Source organism: Streptococcus sp. M334 (assembly GCF_000187745.1).
Classification (GTDB): Bacteria; Bacillota; Bacilli; order Lactobacillales; family Streptococcaceae; genus Streptococcus.
Genome location: NZ_GL732489.1, coordinates 13,092 through 29,587, shown reverse-complemented (window position 1 = coordinate 29,587; position 16,496 = coordinate 13,092). Strand labels below are relative to the sequence as shown.

16 protein-coding genes are annotated in these 16,496 nt (G+C 40.7%); 5 read left to right on the top strand and 11 right to left on the bottom strand.

What is annotated here, in order from left to right; translation table 11 throughout:
- Positions 1–37: 37 nt before the first annotated feature.
- From folE to HMPREF0851_RS11450, 5 genes are all read right to left on the bottom strand, one after another.
- Positions 38–592 carry a GTP cyclohydrolase I FolE gene (gene folE / locus HMPREF0851_RS11470; protein WP_000380913.1) on the bottom strand — a complete coding sequence of 185 codons (555 nt, stop codon included), beginning with the start codon at positions 590–592 and terminating at the stop codon, positions 38–40.
- Positions 573–1,895, bottom strand: a complete 1,323-nt coding sequence (locus tag HMPREF0851_RS11465; protein WP_000658434.1) for a bifunctional folylpolyglutamate synthase/dihydrofolate synthase — start codon at positions 1,893–1,895, stop codon at positions 573–575. Before HMPREF0851_RS11465 ends, folE begins: the two co-directional genes overlap by 20 nt.
- A 1-nt stretch (position 1,896) precedes the next feature.
- Positions 1,897–2,877, bottom strand: coding sequence for a dihydropteroate synthase (folP, locus tag HMPREF0851_RS11460; RefSeq protein WP_000978136.1), 981 nt, complete (start codon positions 2,875–2,877; stop codon positions 1,897–1,899).
- 93 nt (positions 2,878–2,970) lie between these two features.
- Entirely contained in the window at positions 2,971–3,678 is a 708-nt protein-coding gene (locus tag HMPREF0851_RS11455) for a CPBP family intramembrane glutamic endopeptidase (protein WP_000660468.1), read from the bottom strand.
- Between the two features lie 52 nt (positions 3,679–3,730).
- Positions 3,731–5,149, bottom strand: a complete 1,419-nt coding sequence (locus tag HMPREF0851_RS11450) for an NCS2 family permease (RefSeq protein WP_000359260.1) — start codon at positions 5,147–5,149, stop codon at positions 3,731–3,733.
- A 189-nt stretch (positions 5,150–5,338) separates the two neighbouring features.
- On the opposite strand from HMPREF0851_RS11450, the gene HMPREF0851_RS11445 reads away from it, so the two are divergent.
- From HMPREF0851_RS11445 to HMPREF0851_RS11425, 5 genes are all read left to right on the top strand, one after another.
- Positions 5,339–6,151: a Cof-type HAD-IIB family hydrolase gene (locus HMPREF0851_RS11445; protein WP_000162338.1), complete on the top strand. Its 813-nt coding sequence runs from the start codon at positions 5,339–5,341 to the stop codon at positions 6,149–6,151.
- Positions 6,152–6,528: 377 nt separating this feature from the next.
- Positions 6,529–7,548, top strand: a complete 1,020-nt coding sequence (gene adhP, locus HMPREF0851_RS11440; protein WP_000649147.1) for an alcohol dehydrogenase AdhP — start codon at positions 6,529–6,531, stop codon at positions 7,546–7,548.
- Between the two features lie 246 nt (positions 7,549–7,794).
- Entirely contained in the window at positions 7,795–8,784 is a 990-nt protein-coding gene (locus tag HMPREF0851_RS11435; protein ID WP_000021963.1) for a PTS sugar transporter subunit IIB, read from the top strand.
- 76 nt (positions 8,785–8,860) lie between these two features.
- Complete coding sequence (locus tag HMPREF0851_RS11430) at positions 8,861–9,673, top strand: PTS mannose/fructose/sorbose transporter subunit IIC (protein ID WP_001280329.1); 813 nt, start codon at positions 8,861–8,863, stop codon at positions 9,671–9,673.
- A 14-nt stretch (positions 9,674–9,687) separates the two neighbouring features.
- The gene (locus tag HMPREF0851_RS11425; RefSeq protein ID WP_000136860.1) at positions 9,688–10,599 is read left to right on the top strand and encodes a PTS system mannose/fructose/sorbose family transporter subunit IID; all 912 of its coding nucleotides are present in this window, start codon (positions 9,688–9,690) and stop codon (positions 10,597–10,599) included.
- 55 nt (positions 10,600–10,654) lie between these two features.
- Here HMPREF0851_RS11425 and pepC read toward each other — a convergent pair whose 3' ends face one another.
- From pepC to HMPREF0851_RS11385, 6 genes are all read right to left on the bottom strand, one after another.
- Positions 10,655–11,989, bottom strand: coding sequence for an aminopeptidase C (gene pepC / locus HMPREF0851_RS11420; protein WP_000991686.1), 1,335 nt, complete (start codon positions 11,987–11,989; stop codon positions 10,655–10,657).
- A gap of 111 nt (positions 11,990–12,100) precedes the next feature.
- On the bottom strand, positions 12,101–12,823 hold the full coding sequence (locus tag HMPREF0851_RS11410) for a pseudouridine synthase (RefSeq protein ID WP_001234890.1): 723 nt from the start codon (positions 12,821–12,823) through the stop codon (positions 12,101–12,103).
- A gap of 268 nt (positions 12,824–13,091) precedes the next feature.
- The gene (locus tag HMPREF0851_RS11405; RefSeq protein WP_000580444.1) at positions 13,092–13,322 is read right to left on the bottom strand and encodes a GlsB/YeaQ/YmgE family stress response membrane protein; all 231 of its coding nucleotides are present in this window, start codon (positions 13,320–13,322) and stop codon (positions 13,092–13,094) included.
- A gap of 9 nt (positions 13,323–13,331) precedes the next feature.
- A complete protein-coding gene (locus HMPREF0851_RS11400; RefSeq protein WP_000243950.1) occupies positions 13,332–14,573 on the bottom strand; it encodes an aminopeptidase in 1,242 nt (413 codons plus the stop codon).
- Positions 14,574–14,740: 167 nt separating this feature from the next.
- Positions 14,741–15,847: an FRG domain-containing protein gene (locus HMPREF0851_RS11390; RefSeq protein WP_000370519.1), complete on the bottom strand. Its 1,107-nt coding sequence runs from the start codon at positions 15,845–15,847 to the stop codon at positions 14,741–14,743.
- Positions 15,840–16,409, bottom strand: coding sequence for an ImmA/IrrE family metallo-endopeptidase (locus tag HMPREF0851_RS11385; protein WP_000120554.1), 570 nt, complete (start codon positions 16,407–16,409; stop codon positions 15,840–15,842). Before HMPREF0851_RS11385 ends, HMPREF0851_RS11390 begins: the two co-directional genes overlap by 8 nt.
- Positions 16,410–16,496: the final 87 nt, after the last annotated feature.

Sequence of the window (16,496 nt, the reverse complement as noted above, 5' to 3'; positions counted from 1 at the left end):
TCCTTTCTAGAAAAATCCGCCCAAAGCGGATTCTTTTTTATAGTCCCATTAAACGATAAGCCTGATCTCGAAGATCCTTATCTGTTTCAAATAGACCACGAGCTACTGTCGTCAAGGTTGCAGTGCCAGGTTTTCTTACACCACGCATGCTCATACACATATGTTCCGCCTCAATAACAACAAAGGCTCCTTTAGCACCTAGATACTCCATCAAGGCATCGGCCACTTCGATATTCAAACGTTCTTGAATTTGCGGCTTTTTAGAATAAACTTCAACCGTACGGGCTAGCTTAGACAAACCTGCCACACGACCATCTGGAATGTAGGCAATGTGCGCTTTACCATAAAATGGTAAGAAGTGGTGCTCACACATGGTATGGAAAAAAATATCCTTTTCTACCACCATGTTATCATCAATAATCTCAAAGGATTTTGACAAATGTTCCTCCGCTGTTTGACCAAGACCTGAAAAAATCTCTTGGTACATACGGGCCACACGAGCAGGTGTTTCCTGCAAGCCCTCGCGATTAGCGTCCTCTCCGACAGCCTCGATAATCATTTTTACAGCTGCTTCAATCTTTTGTGTATCCATTCTCGTTTTTCCTCTCCATCAGATAGGCTCTCACTTGGCTCAAGAAATACAAGGAACCTGTGACAATCCTAACTGTTTTTCTCTCTTCTTTTTTATCTGTTAATTTCTGCTCTAGAAAATCCTGCCAATCTTGGTAGCTGAGATTTCTAGACTTAGCTGCCTCTTTCAGCACACTTTCATCAGTCGCCCGACTATCGTCAAAATGTGTCAGAGTAAGCTCGGTATCTGGGATTTGCTCCAACAAATCCAACATATCCTCCAAGGCCTTGGTTTTGATACAAGTAAAGAGGATTTCCTTGTGATAATCCGCAAAGCGTTCTTGCAAGGTTGCTACTAAAGCCTTGATGGCATGGGGATTGTGGGCCCCATCCAAAATCATCAAGGGGTCTCTAGACACAACTTCCAAGCGCCCCGGCCACCTTGTTTCTTCCAAGGTCTGAGCAAGCAAGTCATTACTTACTAGTTCTCGACCATCTTCTTGACAAAAAGTATCAAGTAAAGCTATGGCCATCCCAGCATTCTCTATCTGGTGCAAACCAAGTAGGCCAGTCTGGAAGTGACCTTGTCTGAGAGAGCTAGTATAATCAAAGACTTCCCCTGTCACCACACTTTCTTGATGACGAACCTGATAATCTGCCCCGTAGGCAAGTCTCGGCGCATCTTTCCCTGCCGCAATGTGGTCAATCACAGCCAAAGCTTCTAGAGAAATGCAACCTGTCACCAAGGGAACTCCTTGTTTGATAATACCAGCTTTCTGCTCAGCTATGGCTTCTAAGGTGTCACCAAGAAGGGCTACATGATCCAGTCCAATGGTCGTGATGCCTGTTAAAATTGGCTGGCAGACATTGGTACTATCTAAAAGCCCACCCATGCCGACTTCCATGATAGCCACATCTACTTGCTCTGCTGCAAAGTAATCATAGGCTATGGCTGTAATAATCTCAAACTCAGTTGTGCCCTGTAAATTGGCGGCCGCTTCTCCCTCTAGCAAAAACTGATAGTCTGCCATGAGGACTTCTAGCCTCGCTTCTGAAATCGATTCCCCATTGATGCTAATCTGGTCAGTGTAGTGAATGAGATAGGGCGAGCTGAACACACCAACTCTCAGGCCTAGCTTTTCCAGCATATTTTTCAAAAAAGCAATGGTCGAGCCCTTGCCATTGGTTCCTCCGATATGGATAACCTTGAGTTTGAGATGGGGATTGCCACGCAAAGCTAACAGTTCCACCATTCGTTCCAAGCCAAAATGCGGTTGATCCGTCCGATAGCTAGCAATCCACTGATTGTTTTCAATTTCTTTCATCTTATTTATATTGTTTTAAATCTAAATTTTCCGCTTCATCAGCCAGACGAATGGCGGAGGCAATTTCAACTGCCATCCTGTGACTAGCTACATCATGCACGCGCACCACTTCTACACCTTGTCTTGCAGCGATACTAGTTACATGAGCCGAAGCCGTATCTCGATTGCGGAAACCAAGTTCCGTCTCAGGATTGACTTCAAAACCACTTTCTTCAAGGATATTGATGACAAACCGCTTGCGCGACACTCCAAGAAAGATTGGATAGCCCTTCTGATGTAGTTTATCCAGGTCCCGTAAAAGAAGCAGATTTTCTTTCTTGGTCAGACCAAATCCAATCCCTAGATCCAGCAGGATATTTTCTGGTGCAATACCAGCTTCCTCTGCTCTCGCTAGTGCTCGTTCAAAGAAAGCCTCCATCAAGTCTTCGATTGGCAATGTTTCAAAGTCAGCTAACTCTTCCTCTGTAAAAGCTTGACCAAAACCAAAATGAGGAAATATGAGCGAGCTAGGATGCTGAGGTCGCGCCATGACTGGATTAAACATAATGACTACTTTCGCTCCAACCTTTGCTACCACATGGGCCATTTTTTCATCACCCATGAGACCAGTGATATCATTGACTAGATTGGCACCAGCAGCCAAAGCAGCTTCTGCTACTTGACTCTTCCAAGTATCAATAGAAATGAGGACATCACTTTCCTTGCGAATCGCTTTGATCACTGGAACAACACGCTGGATTTCCTCTTCTATCTCAACATAGCTACTGCTACTGCCCGGGCGAGTCGATTCTCCGCCGATATCTAGCATACTAGCCCCTTCTGCTATCAATTTACGAGCCTGCTGGAGTGCCTGCTCAAGAGCAAAAAATTGACCACCGTCCGAAAAGGAGTCTGGGGTTACATTGATAATTCCGCAAATAGCTGTCTTTGCATGATTGGCTTTACTTGACATATCGGTCACTCCCTCAAGGCTTTTCATCATATTATTTCTCTATTTTACCATAAAAAGAAAAAGATGGACACGATTGCATTCATCTTTTTCCCAGTAGAAACAAGTAAGCAATTGTCAAAAATCTTAAACAGAAATCCCTAATGTCCGACTCATGATCACCACAAGAGCCAACAAACAGAAAGCAACACCATTAACAATCATGTGAAGCAAGATAGACATTTCCAAACGTTGGGTCTTGTAAGCCGTCCAAGACAGAACGATCGACATACCTCCATAAATCAATAAAGAAGGTAAATTACTTGGTTGATGCAATAAAGCAAACACAATCGTACCGACTACAAATCCCCAGCTCTCCTTACCTCGGAAAACCTTTTTAGGAATAATCCCACGGCACAAGATTTCCTCACAAATCGGAGCAAGTACGGCTAGCAAGAAGAAACTGGAAATCAGAGAACTATTCTGAACCATGTCGTTAATCTGAGACTGGTTAGCTGTTGTCGTCTCATTTGACAGTTGTAACAAGATAGAACCAAGTATATTTGAACAGATAATGACTAAATAACTCAAGCCCAAACGTGCCAAATCTTTAGCTCTAAAAAAAGAAAAATTAAAACTTGCTAACTGTGTTTTACGAGCTCCAAAAATAAATAGTACCAAAACCACAATCGAAATACCAGCAACTATCAGCCCTGACTGTAACAATGGTACTGCATTTAAAGTTAAAATAGCAGTAACCCCTATAGGAATCTGATATAAAATTGTCGCTAGCAGAAAGATTAACAGCCAACCTGCACGATTCAATAATTCTTTCCACATATTTTTCTCTTTCATTACCTATCTCCTTTGTATTAAAAAAGGGGGAAAATCCCCCTGGGTCATCCTATTATAAGGCCATGCTGATATAGTTAAGGATAAACAAGGCATCCAAAATCCAAATCATGACATGAACATCTTTAGCTTGACCTTTGACAATCTTAGTCAAAGTGTAAGTCAAGAAACCAACTGCAATCCCTTGAGTGATAGAGTAGCTGAATCCCATAAAGATAGATGTGAAGAAAGCAGGAACCGCTTCAGACATATCATCCCAATGAATATTTTTCAAGCTAGCCAACATCATAATCCCAACAATAATTAAGATTGGAGCTGTAGCAGCTGTTGGTACAATAGCTAGAAGTGGGCTAAAGAAGCTTGAAATCGCAAAACAGATTGCCACAACCAAGGCTGTCAAACCAGTACGTCCACCTGCACCAATACCAGCAGCAGACTCAACATAAGTCGTTACGTTTGAAGTACCTGCGATGGCACCAATTGAAGTACCAATCAAATCAGAGTAAAGAGCCTTGTCCAACTTAGCTGATTGGTGATTTTCACCATTTGTAGCTACGATACCAACTTTTTCACCAGTACCGATCAAAGTACCAATTGTATCAAAAATATCTGTCAACGAAAAGGCAAGAATAGCCATAAGAGTTTCAGGTAAGCGAGCTGTATCTGAAATCAAAGCTCCCAAACCTTCTGAACCAAGAGCTGCACCAAAGACTGTCTTCAAGTCTTCAAAGGCTGCACCAACATGGTTGTTAGCAAAATCGATACTAGACAAATCTACCAAACCAACTGCAATAGCAAGAACAGTTGTTGTCAAGATAGAGAGAATAATTCCCCCTTTAATTCCTTTGATAACAAAGAAGATAGTAATGGCAAGTCCTGCAAGAGCCACCAAAACAGCTGGATTATTAAAGCTGACCAATCCTGGAACTGCTGAAGAGTTTGCTGCAATCGTTGCTTGAGCCTTGTCAGCCCCTTCTCCCACAACAATATAGTTGCCTGGATCAATCGTAAATTTCAAAAGTCCAGCATTCTTAATTCCCACGTAGGCAAGGAAAACACCGATACCAGCTGAAATAGCTGAGCGAAGGGCATTCGGAATTGATTCAATGATCATTTTACGAACATTTGTCAAGGTAATAATCAATGAGATAATCCCACAGATGAAGACCATAGCTAGAGCTTCTTGCCAAGAATAACCAAGTCCAAATACGACTGTGAAGGTAAAAAAGGCATTAAGACCCATACCTGGTGCTTGGGCATAAGGTAAGTTAGCGTAGAAGGCCATCATCAAGGTACCAGCTACTGCACCAATAATCGTAGCGAGAAACACACCCTGAGCAGGCATTCCTGTTTGCGAAAGAATTTGTGGGTTTACAAAGAGAATATAGCTCATTGCAAAGAAAGTTGTTAAACCAGCGAGAACCTCCGTACGAACGTCTGTACCGTTCTCTTTTAGTTTAAATAATTTGTCCATTATCAATCTCCTTTTAATTTTTACGAACAATAATAGAATTATATCATTTATCATTCACTTTTTCAATATCTTTGTTTGATTTATTTAAGAAATTGATGCAATTTCATTTTTTGTTTGGAATCTGCTTTTCTACCTACTTTTTGTTATAATAGAAGACATCTTATCTGGAAAGACACTAGAAAGGTTTATATGACGAAAAAAATTATTGCAGTTGACCTGGATGGAACCCTGCTCAACTCAGACAGTCAGATTTCTGACTTTACCAAAGAAATCATTAAAAAAGTTGCTGAAAAAGGACATCAGGTTATTATTACGACAGGTCGCCCTTACCGCATGTCAAAAGATTTCTACCGTGAACTAGGCTTAGACACTCCTATGATTAATTTCAACGGTTCTCTCACTCATTTGCCAGACCAAATTTGGGACTTTGAAAAGTGTTTGACCGTAGACAAAAAATATCTTTTAGATATGGTTCGACGTTCTGAGGACATTCAAGCTGATTTTATCGCTGGAGAATATCGTAAAAAATTCTACATTACAAATCCTAATGAAGAAATTGCCAATCCCAAACTATTTGGTGTAGAAGCTTTCCAGCCTGAAGATCAATTCAATCCTGAATTGGTGACCAAGGACCCTAACTGTATTCTGCTGCAGACCAGAGCTGGTGACAAGTATGCCCTGGCAAAAGAAATGAACGCCTTCTACCAGCATCAACTGTCTATCAATACCTGGGGTGGACCTCTCAATATCCTTGAATGTACCCCAAAAGGTGTCAACAAGGCCTTTGCTTTGGACTACTTGCTCACGGTAATGAACCGTGATAAAAAGGACTTGATTGCCTTTGGAGATGAACACAATGATACCGAAATGCTCGCTTTTGCTGGGAAGGGCTATGCCATGAAAAATGCCAACCCAGAGCTACTCCCTTATGCAGATGAGCAAATTTCCCTAACCAATGACCAAGATGGGGTTGCCAAAACCCTGCAAGATTTGTTCTTATAACTTATACTGATACTCAATGAAAATCAAAGAGCAAACTAAGAAGCTAGCCGTAGGTTGCTCAAAGCACTGCTTTGAGGTTGTAGATGAAACTGACGAAGTCAGTAACATATATATACGGCAAGGCGAAGCTGACGTGGTTTGAAGAGATTTTCGAAGAGTATGACTAGCTTGCAAGCTGGTCTTTGTGTTCTTTTCACAGTCTCATCAACCAGTTAATCGATTGTTCTATTTTTTACCCCCAAAACCTTGGAAAAGGCTTTCTTTTGTGATATACTTCACATATAAATACAAGAGAGCTCGTCACACTCGACTCTGTTGAAACAAAATCAATCCAGTCCTGTTGTCCCTGTTCTCGGTCAATATCAAGGAGGATAGCTATGAAAGCTGTTGTTGTAAATCCAGAAAGCACTGGTGTTGCTATTGAAGAAAAAGTACTCCGTCCACTTGAAACTGGGGAAGCACTTGTAGAAATTGAATACTGTGGTGTTTGCCACACTGACCTCCACGTTGCCCATGGTGACTTTGGTCAAGTACCAGGACGTGTCCTAGGACACGAAGGTGTTGGTATCGTTAAAGAAATTGCCCCAGATGTTAAAAGCCTTAAAGTTGGTGACCGCGTCAGCGTTGCTTGGTTCTTTGAAGGATGTGGCACTTGCGAATACTGTACAACTGGTCGCGAAACCCTTTGCCGTACAGTGAAAAATGCTGGCTACTCAGTAGATGGTGGCATGGCTGAACAATGTATTGTAACTGCAGACTATGCTGTCAAAGTTCCTGACGGACTTGATCCAGCCCAAGCTTCTTCTATCACATGTGCTGGTGTAACAACCTATAAAGCCATTAAAGAAGCCAAAGTTGAACCAGGTCAGTGGGTTGTTCTTTACGGTGCTGGTGGACTTGGTAATTTAGCTGTTCAATATGCTAAAAAAGTTTTCAACGCTCATGTTGTCGCAGTTGATATCAACAACGATAAACTTGCCCTTGCAAAAGAAGTAGGCGCTGACATTGTGATTAACGGCCTCGAAGTTGAAGATGTACCAGGACTTATTAAAGAAAAAACAGATGGCGGAGCTCATTCAGCTGTCGTAACTGCTGTATCTAAAGTCGCCTTTAACCAAGCGGTTGACTCAGTTCGTGCGGGTGGTCGCGTAGTTGCTGTTGGTCTTCCTTCTGAAATGATGGAACTTAGTATCGTGAAAACAGTTCTAGATGGAATCCAAGTCATCGGTTCTCTTGTAGGAACTCGTAAAGACTTGGAAGAAGCCTTCCAATTCGGAGCAGAAGGCTTGGTAGTACCAGTTGTCCAAAAACGTCCAGTAGAAGATGCGATAGCCGTTTTCGACGAAATGGAAAAAGGTCAAATTCAAGGACGTATGGTACTTGATTTCACAAACTAATTCAATGGAAACCTATATAAAAAAGTTGGATGCCTCTTCCAACTTTTTTATATTAAATTTTTAAAATAAAAAATATTCTCTCCTCAAAAACATTTATATATCAATATTTCAAAATATATGTATTTTGTTTTTAAAAAAAATTCTATATCAAATAGTTGATTTTTTTATGAAAACGGTTTATACTATTTTAGTCTTAAAGTTTTCTGAAACAATGGGCACAACATTTTATAAGGAGGAATGACAATAATGAGTATCGGAATCATTATTGCGAGCCACGGTGAATTCGCTGCAGGTATTCATCAGTCAGGATCTATGATTTTTGGTGAACAAGAAAAGGTTCAAGTTGTAACCTTTATGCCAAATGAAGGTCCAGATGACCTATATGCTAAATTTAACAACGCTGTGGCTGCATTTGACGCAGAAGATGAGGTGCTAGTTTTGGCTGACCTTTGGAGTGGTTCTCCATTCAACCAAGCTAGCCGCGTGATGGGAGAAAATCCTGATCGTAAGTTTGCCATCATCACAGGACTTAACTTACCGATGTTAATCCAAGCCTATACAGAGCGCCTCATGGACGCTACAGCAGGTGTGGAAAAAGTCGCTGCGAATATTATCAAAGAAGCCAAAGATGGCATCAAAGCTCTTCCAGAAGAGTTAAATCCAGTTGAAGAAGTTGCAAGTGCTGCAGCTGCTCCAGTTGCCCAAGCTGCTATCCCAGAAGGAACTGTTATCGGTGACGGTAAACTGAAAATCAATCTTGCCCGTCTAGACACTCGTCTACTTCACGGTCAGGTTGCAACTGCTTGGACTCCAGATTCAAAAGCAGACCGTATCATCGTTGCTTCAGATAACGTTGCCAACGACGATCTTCGTAAAGAATTGATTAAACAAGCGGCTCCGAATAATGTCAGAGCCAATGTGGTTCCAATTCAAAAATTAATCGAGGTTTCAAAAGACCCACGCTTTGGAGAAACACATGCCCTTATCTTGTTTGAAACACCTCAAGATGCCCTTCGTGCAATCGAAGGTGGCGTGCCAATCAAGACCCTTAACGTAGGATCAATGGCTCACTCAACAGGTAAAACAATGGTCAACAACGTTTTGTCTATGGACAAAGAAGACGTTGCTACATTTGAAAAAATGCGTGACCTTGGTGTTGAATTTGACGTACGTAAAGTACCAAACGACACTAAAAAAGATTTGTTTGACTTGATTAACAAAGCCAACGTTCAATAATAGACATCAATAACTATCGAAGAATTCTAAGAAAATTTTTCACTTTATTATCATTAAATAGAAAAGGAATAAAACCATGTCAGATATTTCAATTATTTCTGCTGTCTTGGTTGTAGTTGTTGCCTTCCTTGCAGGTCTTGAAGGTATCCTCGACCAATTCCAATTCCATCAACCAATCGTCGCTTGTACCCTTATCGGACTTGCAACTGGTAACCTCGAAGCAGGTGTTATGCTTGGTGGATCACTTCAAATGATCGCCCTTGGTTGGGCAAACATCGGAGCTGCCGTAGCTCCTGACGCTGCTCTTGCATCTGTTGCCGCAGCAATCATCTTGATCAAAGGTGGTAACTTTACTACTGAAGGTATCGCCGTTGCAACAGCAACAGCTATCCCTCTTGCCGTAGCTGGACTTTTCTTGACTATGATTGTTCGTACAATCTCAGTTGGTTTGGTTCATACTGCAGATGCTGCTGCAAAAGAAGGAAATATTGCGGCTGTTGAACGTGCTCACTTTATCGCACTTCTTCTTCAAGGTCTTCGTATTGCTATCCCTGCTGCCTTCCTTATCGCTATCCCTGCTTCTGCCGTTCAAGACGCTCTTAAATTGATGCCAGACTGGTTGAATGGTGGTATGGCTGTCGGTGGTGCTATGGTCGTTGCCGTTGGTTACGCTATGGTTATCAACATGATGGCAACTCGTGAAGTATGGCCATTCTTCGCACTCGGTTTTGCTTTTGCTGCCATTTCTCAATTGACTTTGATTGCCCTTGGTGTAATCGGTGTTGCCCTTGCCTTCATCTACCTTAACCTTTCAAAACAAGGTGGTAACGGTGGCGGAGGAGCTGCGACTTCTAACGACCCAATCGGGGATATCCTAGAAGACTACTAGAAAGGGGAACAATCATGACTGAAAAACTTCAATTATCAAAATCAGATCGTAAAAAAGTTTGGTGGCGTTCACAATTCCTTCAAGGTTCTTGGAACTACGAGCGTATGCAAAACTTGGGTTGGACTTATTCATTAATCCCAGCTATCAAAAAATTGTACACTACTAAAGAAGACCAAGCTGCTGCTCTTGAGCGTCACCTTGAGTTCTTCAACACTCACCCATACGTAGCTGCTCCAATCATGGGGGTTACTCTTGCACTTGAAGAAGAACGTGCTAACGGTGTTGAAATCGACGACGCTGCTATCCAAGGGGTTAAAATCGGTATGATGGGACCTCTTGCTGGTATCGGTGACCCAGTATTCTGGTTCACAGTTCGTCCTATCCTTGGAGCCCTTGGTGCATCACTTGCTGCATCTGGTAACTTGGTTGGGCCACTTCTCTTCTTCTTCGGATGGAATGCGATCCGTATGGCCTTCCTATGGTACACACAAGAATTTGGTTACAAAGCTGGATCTGAAATCACTAAAGACATGTCTGGTGGTATCTTGAAAGACATCACTAAAGGTGCTTCTATCCTTGGTATGTTTATTCTTGCCGTTCTTGTACAACGTTGGGTATCGATCAACTTCACTGTTAACCTTCCAGGTAAACAATTGGCTGAAGGTGCCTACATCAACTTCCCAGAAGGTCCTGTATCAGGTGCTGAATTGAAAGGTATCCTTGGTCAAGCACTTGGTGGATTGAGCCTAGATAAGATTCAACCACAAACTCTTCAAGGTCAGTTGAATTCATTGATCCCAGGATTGATGGGACTTCTCCTTACTTTCCTTTGCATGTGGTTGCTTAAGAAAAAAGTATCACCTATCTCAATCATCCTTGCACTCTTTGCAGTAGGTATCGCAGCTCGTTTCTTCGGTATCATGTAATCAAGAAACTCAAAAGGAATCAGGTTCTAAAATCTGATTCCTTTTTTCTATGTTTTTATTCAGCCAAAGCTCCCATTGGATCCCATGGTGCGAGTACGATTGGATCTGCTTCATAAGCAGCTTGTTCTTCTGCTGTCAGCAATTCTTTACGAACAACGATTTGGTAAGTGTATTCGTCCATCCAAGCGTCTGAGGCAACAAAGTAACCATCTGTACCAACCTTGTCTCCCCATGAGTTTTCAACCTTCCACTTAGTTGATTTCCCATTTTCGTCCAAGTCCACACCTGTCAAGACCATAGCGTGGGTCATTAAGCTTTCGCTGTAGTCCAGACGTCCAGCCTTGTCTTGAGTAAGTTTAATGTCCATGCTTGATTCAAAGTCATAAACATCAGTCGCAAGGATTCCAGCTTTTCGGTTGCTGAGCTGGCCGACATCAGAACCAAACCAAACAGTCTCACCTGTTTGCATTTGAGCAATCGCCAATTCTTTCAAGCGCTCCATTGGAACGTTGATGTAGCGAACTGCACGACTACCAACCACATTTCCTAACATCTCAACTGTGTAAGATTGACCGTAAGGCTTGTCTGCAGTTGGAGCATTGATAACAGAAACATAGTCTTCTAGAGGAAGATTGACATATTTCTTGTAAAATTCCTGTGGCGTGATACCCTTTTCGCTTTGGTAGTTGTTATCCTTATCACGATAAGCAAAATCAAATTTACGTGGTGGAAGTCCTAAAGATATTGCAAGGAAGTTAAAGATTTTTTGCAAGAGGTCTTCTTTCTTAGCTTGAACAGCCGCTTGGTCTGCGCCAGAAGCAAGCAAGTCACGCAAGATTTGAGCATCTTGACGAAGCAATTTGTTGAGGATGGCATTCAACTCACGACTACTGCTTGATGAAACAGATTCAGGATAAACTGACTTGGGCACGACACCGTATTTTTCAAAGAGAGAAACGACCATATCCCACTGACCACCGTCTTGTTGTGGTGTTTGAAGTAGGAATTTAACCTTACGGCTCGTCAAGTCTTGGTCTGCAGTCACAATGACTTGCTCCAAGAACCAGTTTGATTTCTCATACTTGTCCCAGAAGAATGTGTGGGCCTGTGATAACTCAAAGTTTTCCAGTTTATATTGAGAGATAAGTCTGTGGCGGAAGGTGTTGAGAGCTGCAAACATCCAGCAACGACCAGACGCTTTCTGGTTGGTTACCTTATCCTTGGTCAAATCTAATGAGAAAACAGGTGTGTTGTCTACATGGCTTTGGCGACGTTCTAGTGCTGCAAAAATTCCATTGTGACTAGTAGCATTTTCAATCGCTTGGTATTTTACATTTGCTTCATAGTTGGCAAATAGTTTATCAGTAAATGATTCTTGAATCGCGTTCATAGATTCCTCCTTTTATTCTACAGTCTATTATAACTCTTTTCACAAAGGAAGCAACTGAAAAACATAAAAGGCAAGGACATTCTCCCTCACCTTTTTCGATTATAAACCAAATTAAGCAATGCTAGCACGGAGAATTTCTAATTCTTCCTTGGTCAAGCGACGCCATTCTCCTCTCTGCAAGCTCTCATCCAATACTAGCGTTCCCATAGTCAAACGTTGCAAGTCCACCACTTCCTTGCCACAGTAGGTCACCATACGCTTGACCTGATGAAACTTCCCTTCTGCAATGGTCACACGGATTTGGCTTTGATTCTTTTCTGGATCTATGGACACAAGCTCCAGTATAGCAGGCTGACAAGTAAAGTCTTTGAGAGAAATACCCTTGGCAAATGTCTCCACGTCTTCTTGGGTCATGATTCCCTTGACTTGTGCCAGATACGTCTTGTCTACATGACGCTTGGGCGAAAGAAGAGCATGGGCAAGCTTGCCGTCATTAGTCAAGAGCAAGAGACCATGCGTGTCAATATCCAAGCGCCCTACTGGGAAAACTTCCTTGCTCCGAGCCAAGTCATCCAACAAGTCCAGAACGGTTCTATGCTTGGGATCCTCAGTCGCTGAAATAACACCTTGAGGCTTGTTCATCATGTAGTAGACAAACTCTTCATACTCCAACACTTGCCCATCAAAGCGAATCTCATCTCTTTCTTCATCAATTTGCAATTTAGCTGATTTTTCTTTTTTACCATTTACAGTCACGCGCCCAGCCTTGAGCAAGTTTTTGACCTCTGTCCGACTCCCTACAGCGCAGGCAACTAAAAATTTATCTAATCTCATAGAACTATTATATCACACTCAAAAGGAGGCTGGTACAATGACCAACCTCCTTTTCGTTTCATACTCTTCAAAAATCTCTTCAAACCGCGTCAACATCGCCTTGCCGTATATATGTTACTGACTTCGTCAGTTTTATCTGCAACCTCAAAACAGTGTTTTGAGCTGACTTCGTCAGTTCTATCTACAACCTCAAAACAGTGCTTTGAGCAACCTGCAGCTAGCTTTCTAGTTTGTTCTTTGATTTTCATTGAGTATCAGATTTAAGAAATTAACTTCCTCGTCTCCAAAAAATCGCTAAGACAATCATGGCTCCTAATACTGCAGGGATAATGGCAGTTCCTGCTATTATCGGTCCCCAAGTTCCAAAAAGCAAGTGACCCAGAAAGGCACCAATCCAACCGAGAAACATTTTCCCAAAGCACCCCATTCGTTCTCCACGATTGGTCAAAGCACCTGCCAAGAATCCCACTAGGAGACCAACAAACATACTTCCTATCATCTTGTCTCCTTAATTTGCCCAATCTCCGTTACGGAAGAGAGGTACACGTGTTCCATCCTCACGAATACCATCGATATCCATTTGGTTAGAACCAATCATAAAATCTACGTGAACATCTGAACGGTTAAGTCCTGCAGCTTCAAGCTCTTCTTCGCTCATCTCTGCACCACCAACGACGCTAGTCGCATAGGCTGCACCGATAGCCAAGTGGTTTGAAGCATTCTCATCGAAAAGGGTGTTAAAGAAGGTAATGCCTGACTGAGAAATTGGGCTTGGATCTGGTACCAAGGCACATTCACCCAAGGCACGCGCACCCGCATTTTCAAAGACAAGATCTTTCATAACCTGATCCCCCTTCTCAGCAGTAATGTCAACGATTTGTCCATCCTTAAAGGTCACCTTAATACCTTCAATGATATTTCCGTTGTAGCTAAGCGGTTTTGTAGAGGTGACATAACCATCTGCACGACGAAAATCAGGCGCTGTGAAGACTTCTTCTGTCGGCATATTTGGCAAGAATCCTTCGCCTTGTGCATTGATAGCACCAGCTGATTCCCAAACGTGGTTCTTCGGCAAGCCAAGTGTCAAATCTGTCCCTGGAGCTGTGTAGTGAAGGGCTGAAAATTGCTCTTTATTAAGCATATCTGCCTTGCTCTTAAGAATGGCAGCGTGTTCTTCCCAAGCCTTAACAGGATCTTCTTCATAGACACGGCAAGTTTTGAAGATTTGGTCCCAAAGAAGATCGACTGCTTCTTCATCGCTCGCAGCATTTGGAAAGACTTTTTTAGCCCACTCAAGTCCAGCAGCGGCTACTACCGTCCAGCTAACCTTATTGGATTGAGTTGCGATACGCATCGGCTTCATGGCAAGTCCCATAGCTTTAGCAGAAGCTGATAGCTTGTCAGCATCCACACCGTTCAAGGCACCTGGATCAGATGAACGAACTCCAAGACGGCTAGCCTTGTTCTCCAAAAGATAGTTCATCTCAGCAATCTTGTATTCTGGCACATTGTCCAGACGCTCCATCGGCGCATGGAGGAATTTCTCACGGTTAATGACATCATCTGTCCACTGAACGATCACCTCATGTGCACCCAAAGCATAAGCTTCTTTGACGATTAGATGCGCCAACTCACGTTGCTCCACATCGATAGAGAGAGCCAAAGTGTGACCAGGTTGCACGTTAATTCCGTTCGCAACCAACAATTTCGCATATTTTTCTAGATTTTCTTTAAAATTTGGTAAAACCATGTTGTTTTCTCTTTTCTATTTTTATTTTTCTTTCAAAGCAGAGAATAATCCTGCTAAAGCAATGGCTTTATATCTGTCAATTTAAAATAAATTTATATATATTTAAGAGCTAGACATCTTATCATATCGCCTCAGATTTAAATTTTTTAAAATAAACTGAAATATAATCAGCTTGAGATTTTCTTTTCTTGTCCATTTGACTCATATTTTTCTGATAAATACTGTATTCGCTTCTCAAAATCTGGAAATAAATCCTCTTCAAAATAATAATATTCTCTCAATTTCCGAGTAAGCTCATCTTTAATAAACTTTAAACAGTTCAATTTAGAATTTTGAATTTGATGTTTTTCCCTATCCAACAATTGTTCATAATCAGCCTTGCTATCAGAATCATCTAATTTTTCAATATTTGATAAATTTTCCTTCTCTTCATCTAGATAATTTGTATAATAATCTTCTGAAAAATGTAAGACTATTTTTATACAGGTTATTTTTTCTATATCAAAAGATTTATTATTAAAAATCTTATCAAAATTTAAAAAAGCCCCTTGTTGCGCTATTATTCGTTCATTTTTCTTACTTTTTTTCACTTCAGTAAATAGATGCTTCTTCCTATGAACTTGTTCATCTATATTAAAAAGATAAATAGTTGGTTCTTTATATTCATTAAATTGTTCTGATAACATAAACAACATGGCTATATATGGATTTTTGGTTATATCTAAAAGACTTGTTTTTAAACCATAATGTTGCAATAAAGATAATTGATACTCTCTCTGCTCTATGCTATCGGACGATCTAAAGTCAAAGTAAGATACTTTGTCGGGAAACTCATTTGCGATTTTTAAATATAATGATTCGAATTCTTTTCTATAAGAGTTTTGGACATTTCCTCTCAATATACCAGGTACCAAATCGTAATGATGCGATTGACCTCGGAAATAGTTGCAGCTACCTTTCTTAGCTTTACCAATGCAAAATTGAAATAATTCCTTATATACATAAAACAGCTGCCAATCATCAGGATAACTATTTCCAAATAAAATATTGTTAAAAAGATCAATAAAATTTTTCAACTCGCTAAAATAATCATTTTGCTCATTATATTCACCAATCTGTAATGATTGAATTTTATATACTCTCCCATCTGGTTGAGCATCTAAATTTTTTACATAGTTTATAACTATCTCAACTTCATCAAAATAGTCTTCAGATTTATATTTTTGAAAAATTTTATTGTATGAGTCTTCTGTCCATTCACTAGAATTATCCATCTATAAATACCTGTAAATTCTCCAGTCTATAACTTAGAGCTTGCTTAGATACATTGAGTGTCACAGCAGCCAATTTAGTAATCTCCGAAATATCATATTCATCAAAACTTTGATCAACAGAATACCCTAGATTAGCTATAGACTCCATTATTACACTTATAACTAAATTTCTAGGCATTATCAAATCTGCCGCAAAATTATTAGCAGCAACTTCATTCATTCTATCAATAGTATTTTTATATTTTGTCATATCATCTGTTCGATATGATTTCCCTTTATGGCCCAATATAATATGTCCAATTTCATGAGCAATAGTAAATCTTTGCCTATATTCAGGCTCAAACTGATTTACAATAATTTCTCGTTGTTGGTTCTCTTCATCATTATTAATACTCCAACCAGAGTGGCCAACAAAATCAAATTTCACATCAATATCGCATGCTCGAGCTATTGCATTGACATCTATTTCTTGGCTTGTTCCTAAAGGAATATTTGCAATATTTTGTTCATATTCTCCAAATTTTTTCAAAAACTCAGGACTATATATATCTTTATAACTCATAGCTTTCCTCCTGATAACTATCACCTCTATTATATCATAATTCACTTATACTATTCGCAATAAATTTCTTTTTTACAATGAAACAGA

Coding starts and splice junctions, on each gene's coding strand:
- HMPREF0851_RS11435 (WP_000021963.1), top strand. CDS start 7,795: ATGAGTATCGGAATCATTATTGCGAGCCACGGTGAATTCGCTGCAGGT.
- folE (WP_000380913.1), bottom strand. CDS start 592: ATGGATACACAAAAGATTGAAGCAGCTGTAAAAATGATTATCGAGGCT.
- HMPREF0851_RS11450 (WP_000359260.1), bottom strand. CDS start 5,149: ATGGACAAATTATTTAAACTAAAAGAGAACGGTACAGACGTTCGTACG.
- HMPREF0851_RS11400 (WP_000243950.1), bottom strand. CDS start 14,573: ATGGTTTTACCAAATTTTAAAGAAAATCTAGAAAAATATGCGAAATTG.
- pepC (WP_000991686.1), bottom strand. CDS start 11,989: ATGAACGCGATTCAAGAATCATTTACTGATAAACTATTTGCCAACTAT.
- HMPREF0851_RS11455 (WP_000660468.1), bottom strand. CDS start 3,678: ATGAAAGAGAAAAATATGTGGAAAGAATTATTGAATCGTGCAGGTTGG.
- HMPREF0851_RS11390 (WP_000370519.1), bottom strand. CDS start 15,847: ATGGATAATTCTAGTGAATGGACAGAAGACTCATACAATAAAATTTTT.
- HMPREF0851_RS11465 (WP_000658434.1), bottom strand. CDS start 1,895: ATGAAAGAAATTGAAAACAATCAGTGGATTGCTAGCTATCGGACGGAT.
- HMPREF0851_RS11430 (WP_001280329.1), top strand. CDS start 8,861: ATGTCAGATATTTCAATTATTTCTGCTGTCTTGGTTGTAGTTGTTGCC.
- HMPREF0851_RS11410 (WP_001234890.1), bottom strand. CDS start 12,823: ATGAGATTAGATAAATTTTTAGTTGCCTGCGCTGTAGGGAGTCGGACA.
- HMPREF0851_RS11445 (WP_000162338.1), top strand. CDS start 5,339: ATGACGAAAAAAATTATTGCAGTTGACCTGGATGGAACCCTGCTCAAC.
- HMPREF0851_RS11405 (WP_000580444.1), bottom strand. CDS start 13,322: ATGATAGGAAGTATGTTTGTTGGTCTCCTAGTGGGATTCTTGGCAGGT.
- HMPREF0851_RS11385 (WP_000120554.1), bottom strand. CDS start 16,409: ATGAGTTATAAAGATATATATAGTCCTGAGTTTTTGAAAAAATTTGGA.
- folP (WP_000978136.1), bottom strand. CDS start 2,877: ATGATGAAAAGCCTTGAGGGAGTGACCGATATGTCAAGTAAAGCCAAT.
- adhP (WP_000649147.1), top strand. CDS start 6,529: ATGAAAGCTGTTGTTGTAAATCCAGAAAGCACTGGTGTTGCTATTGAA.
- HMPREF0851_RS11425 (WP_000136860.1), top strand. CDS start 9,688: ATGACTGAAAAACTTCAATTATCAAAATCAGATCGTAAAAAAGTTTGG.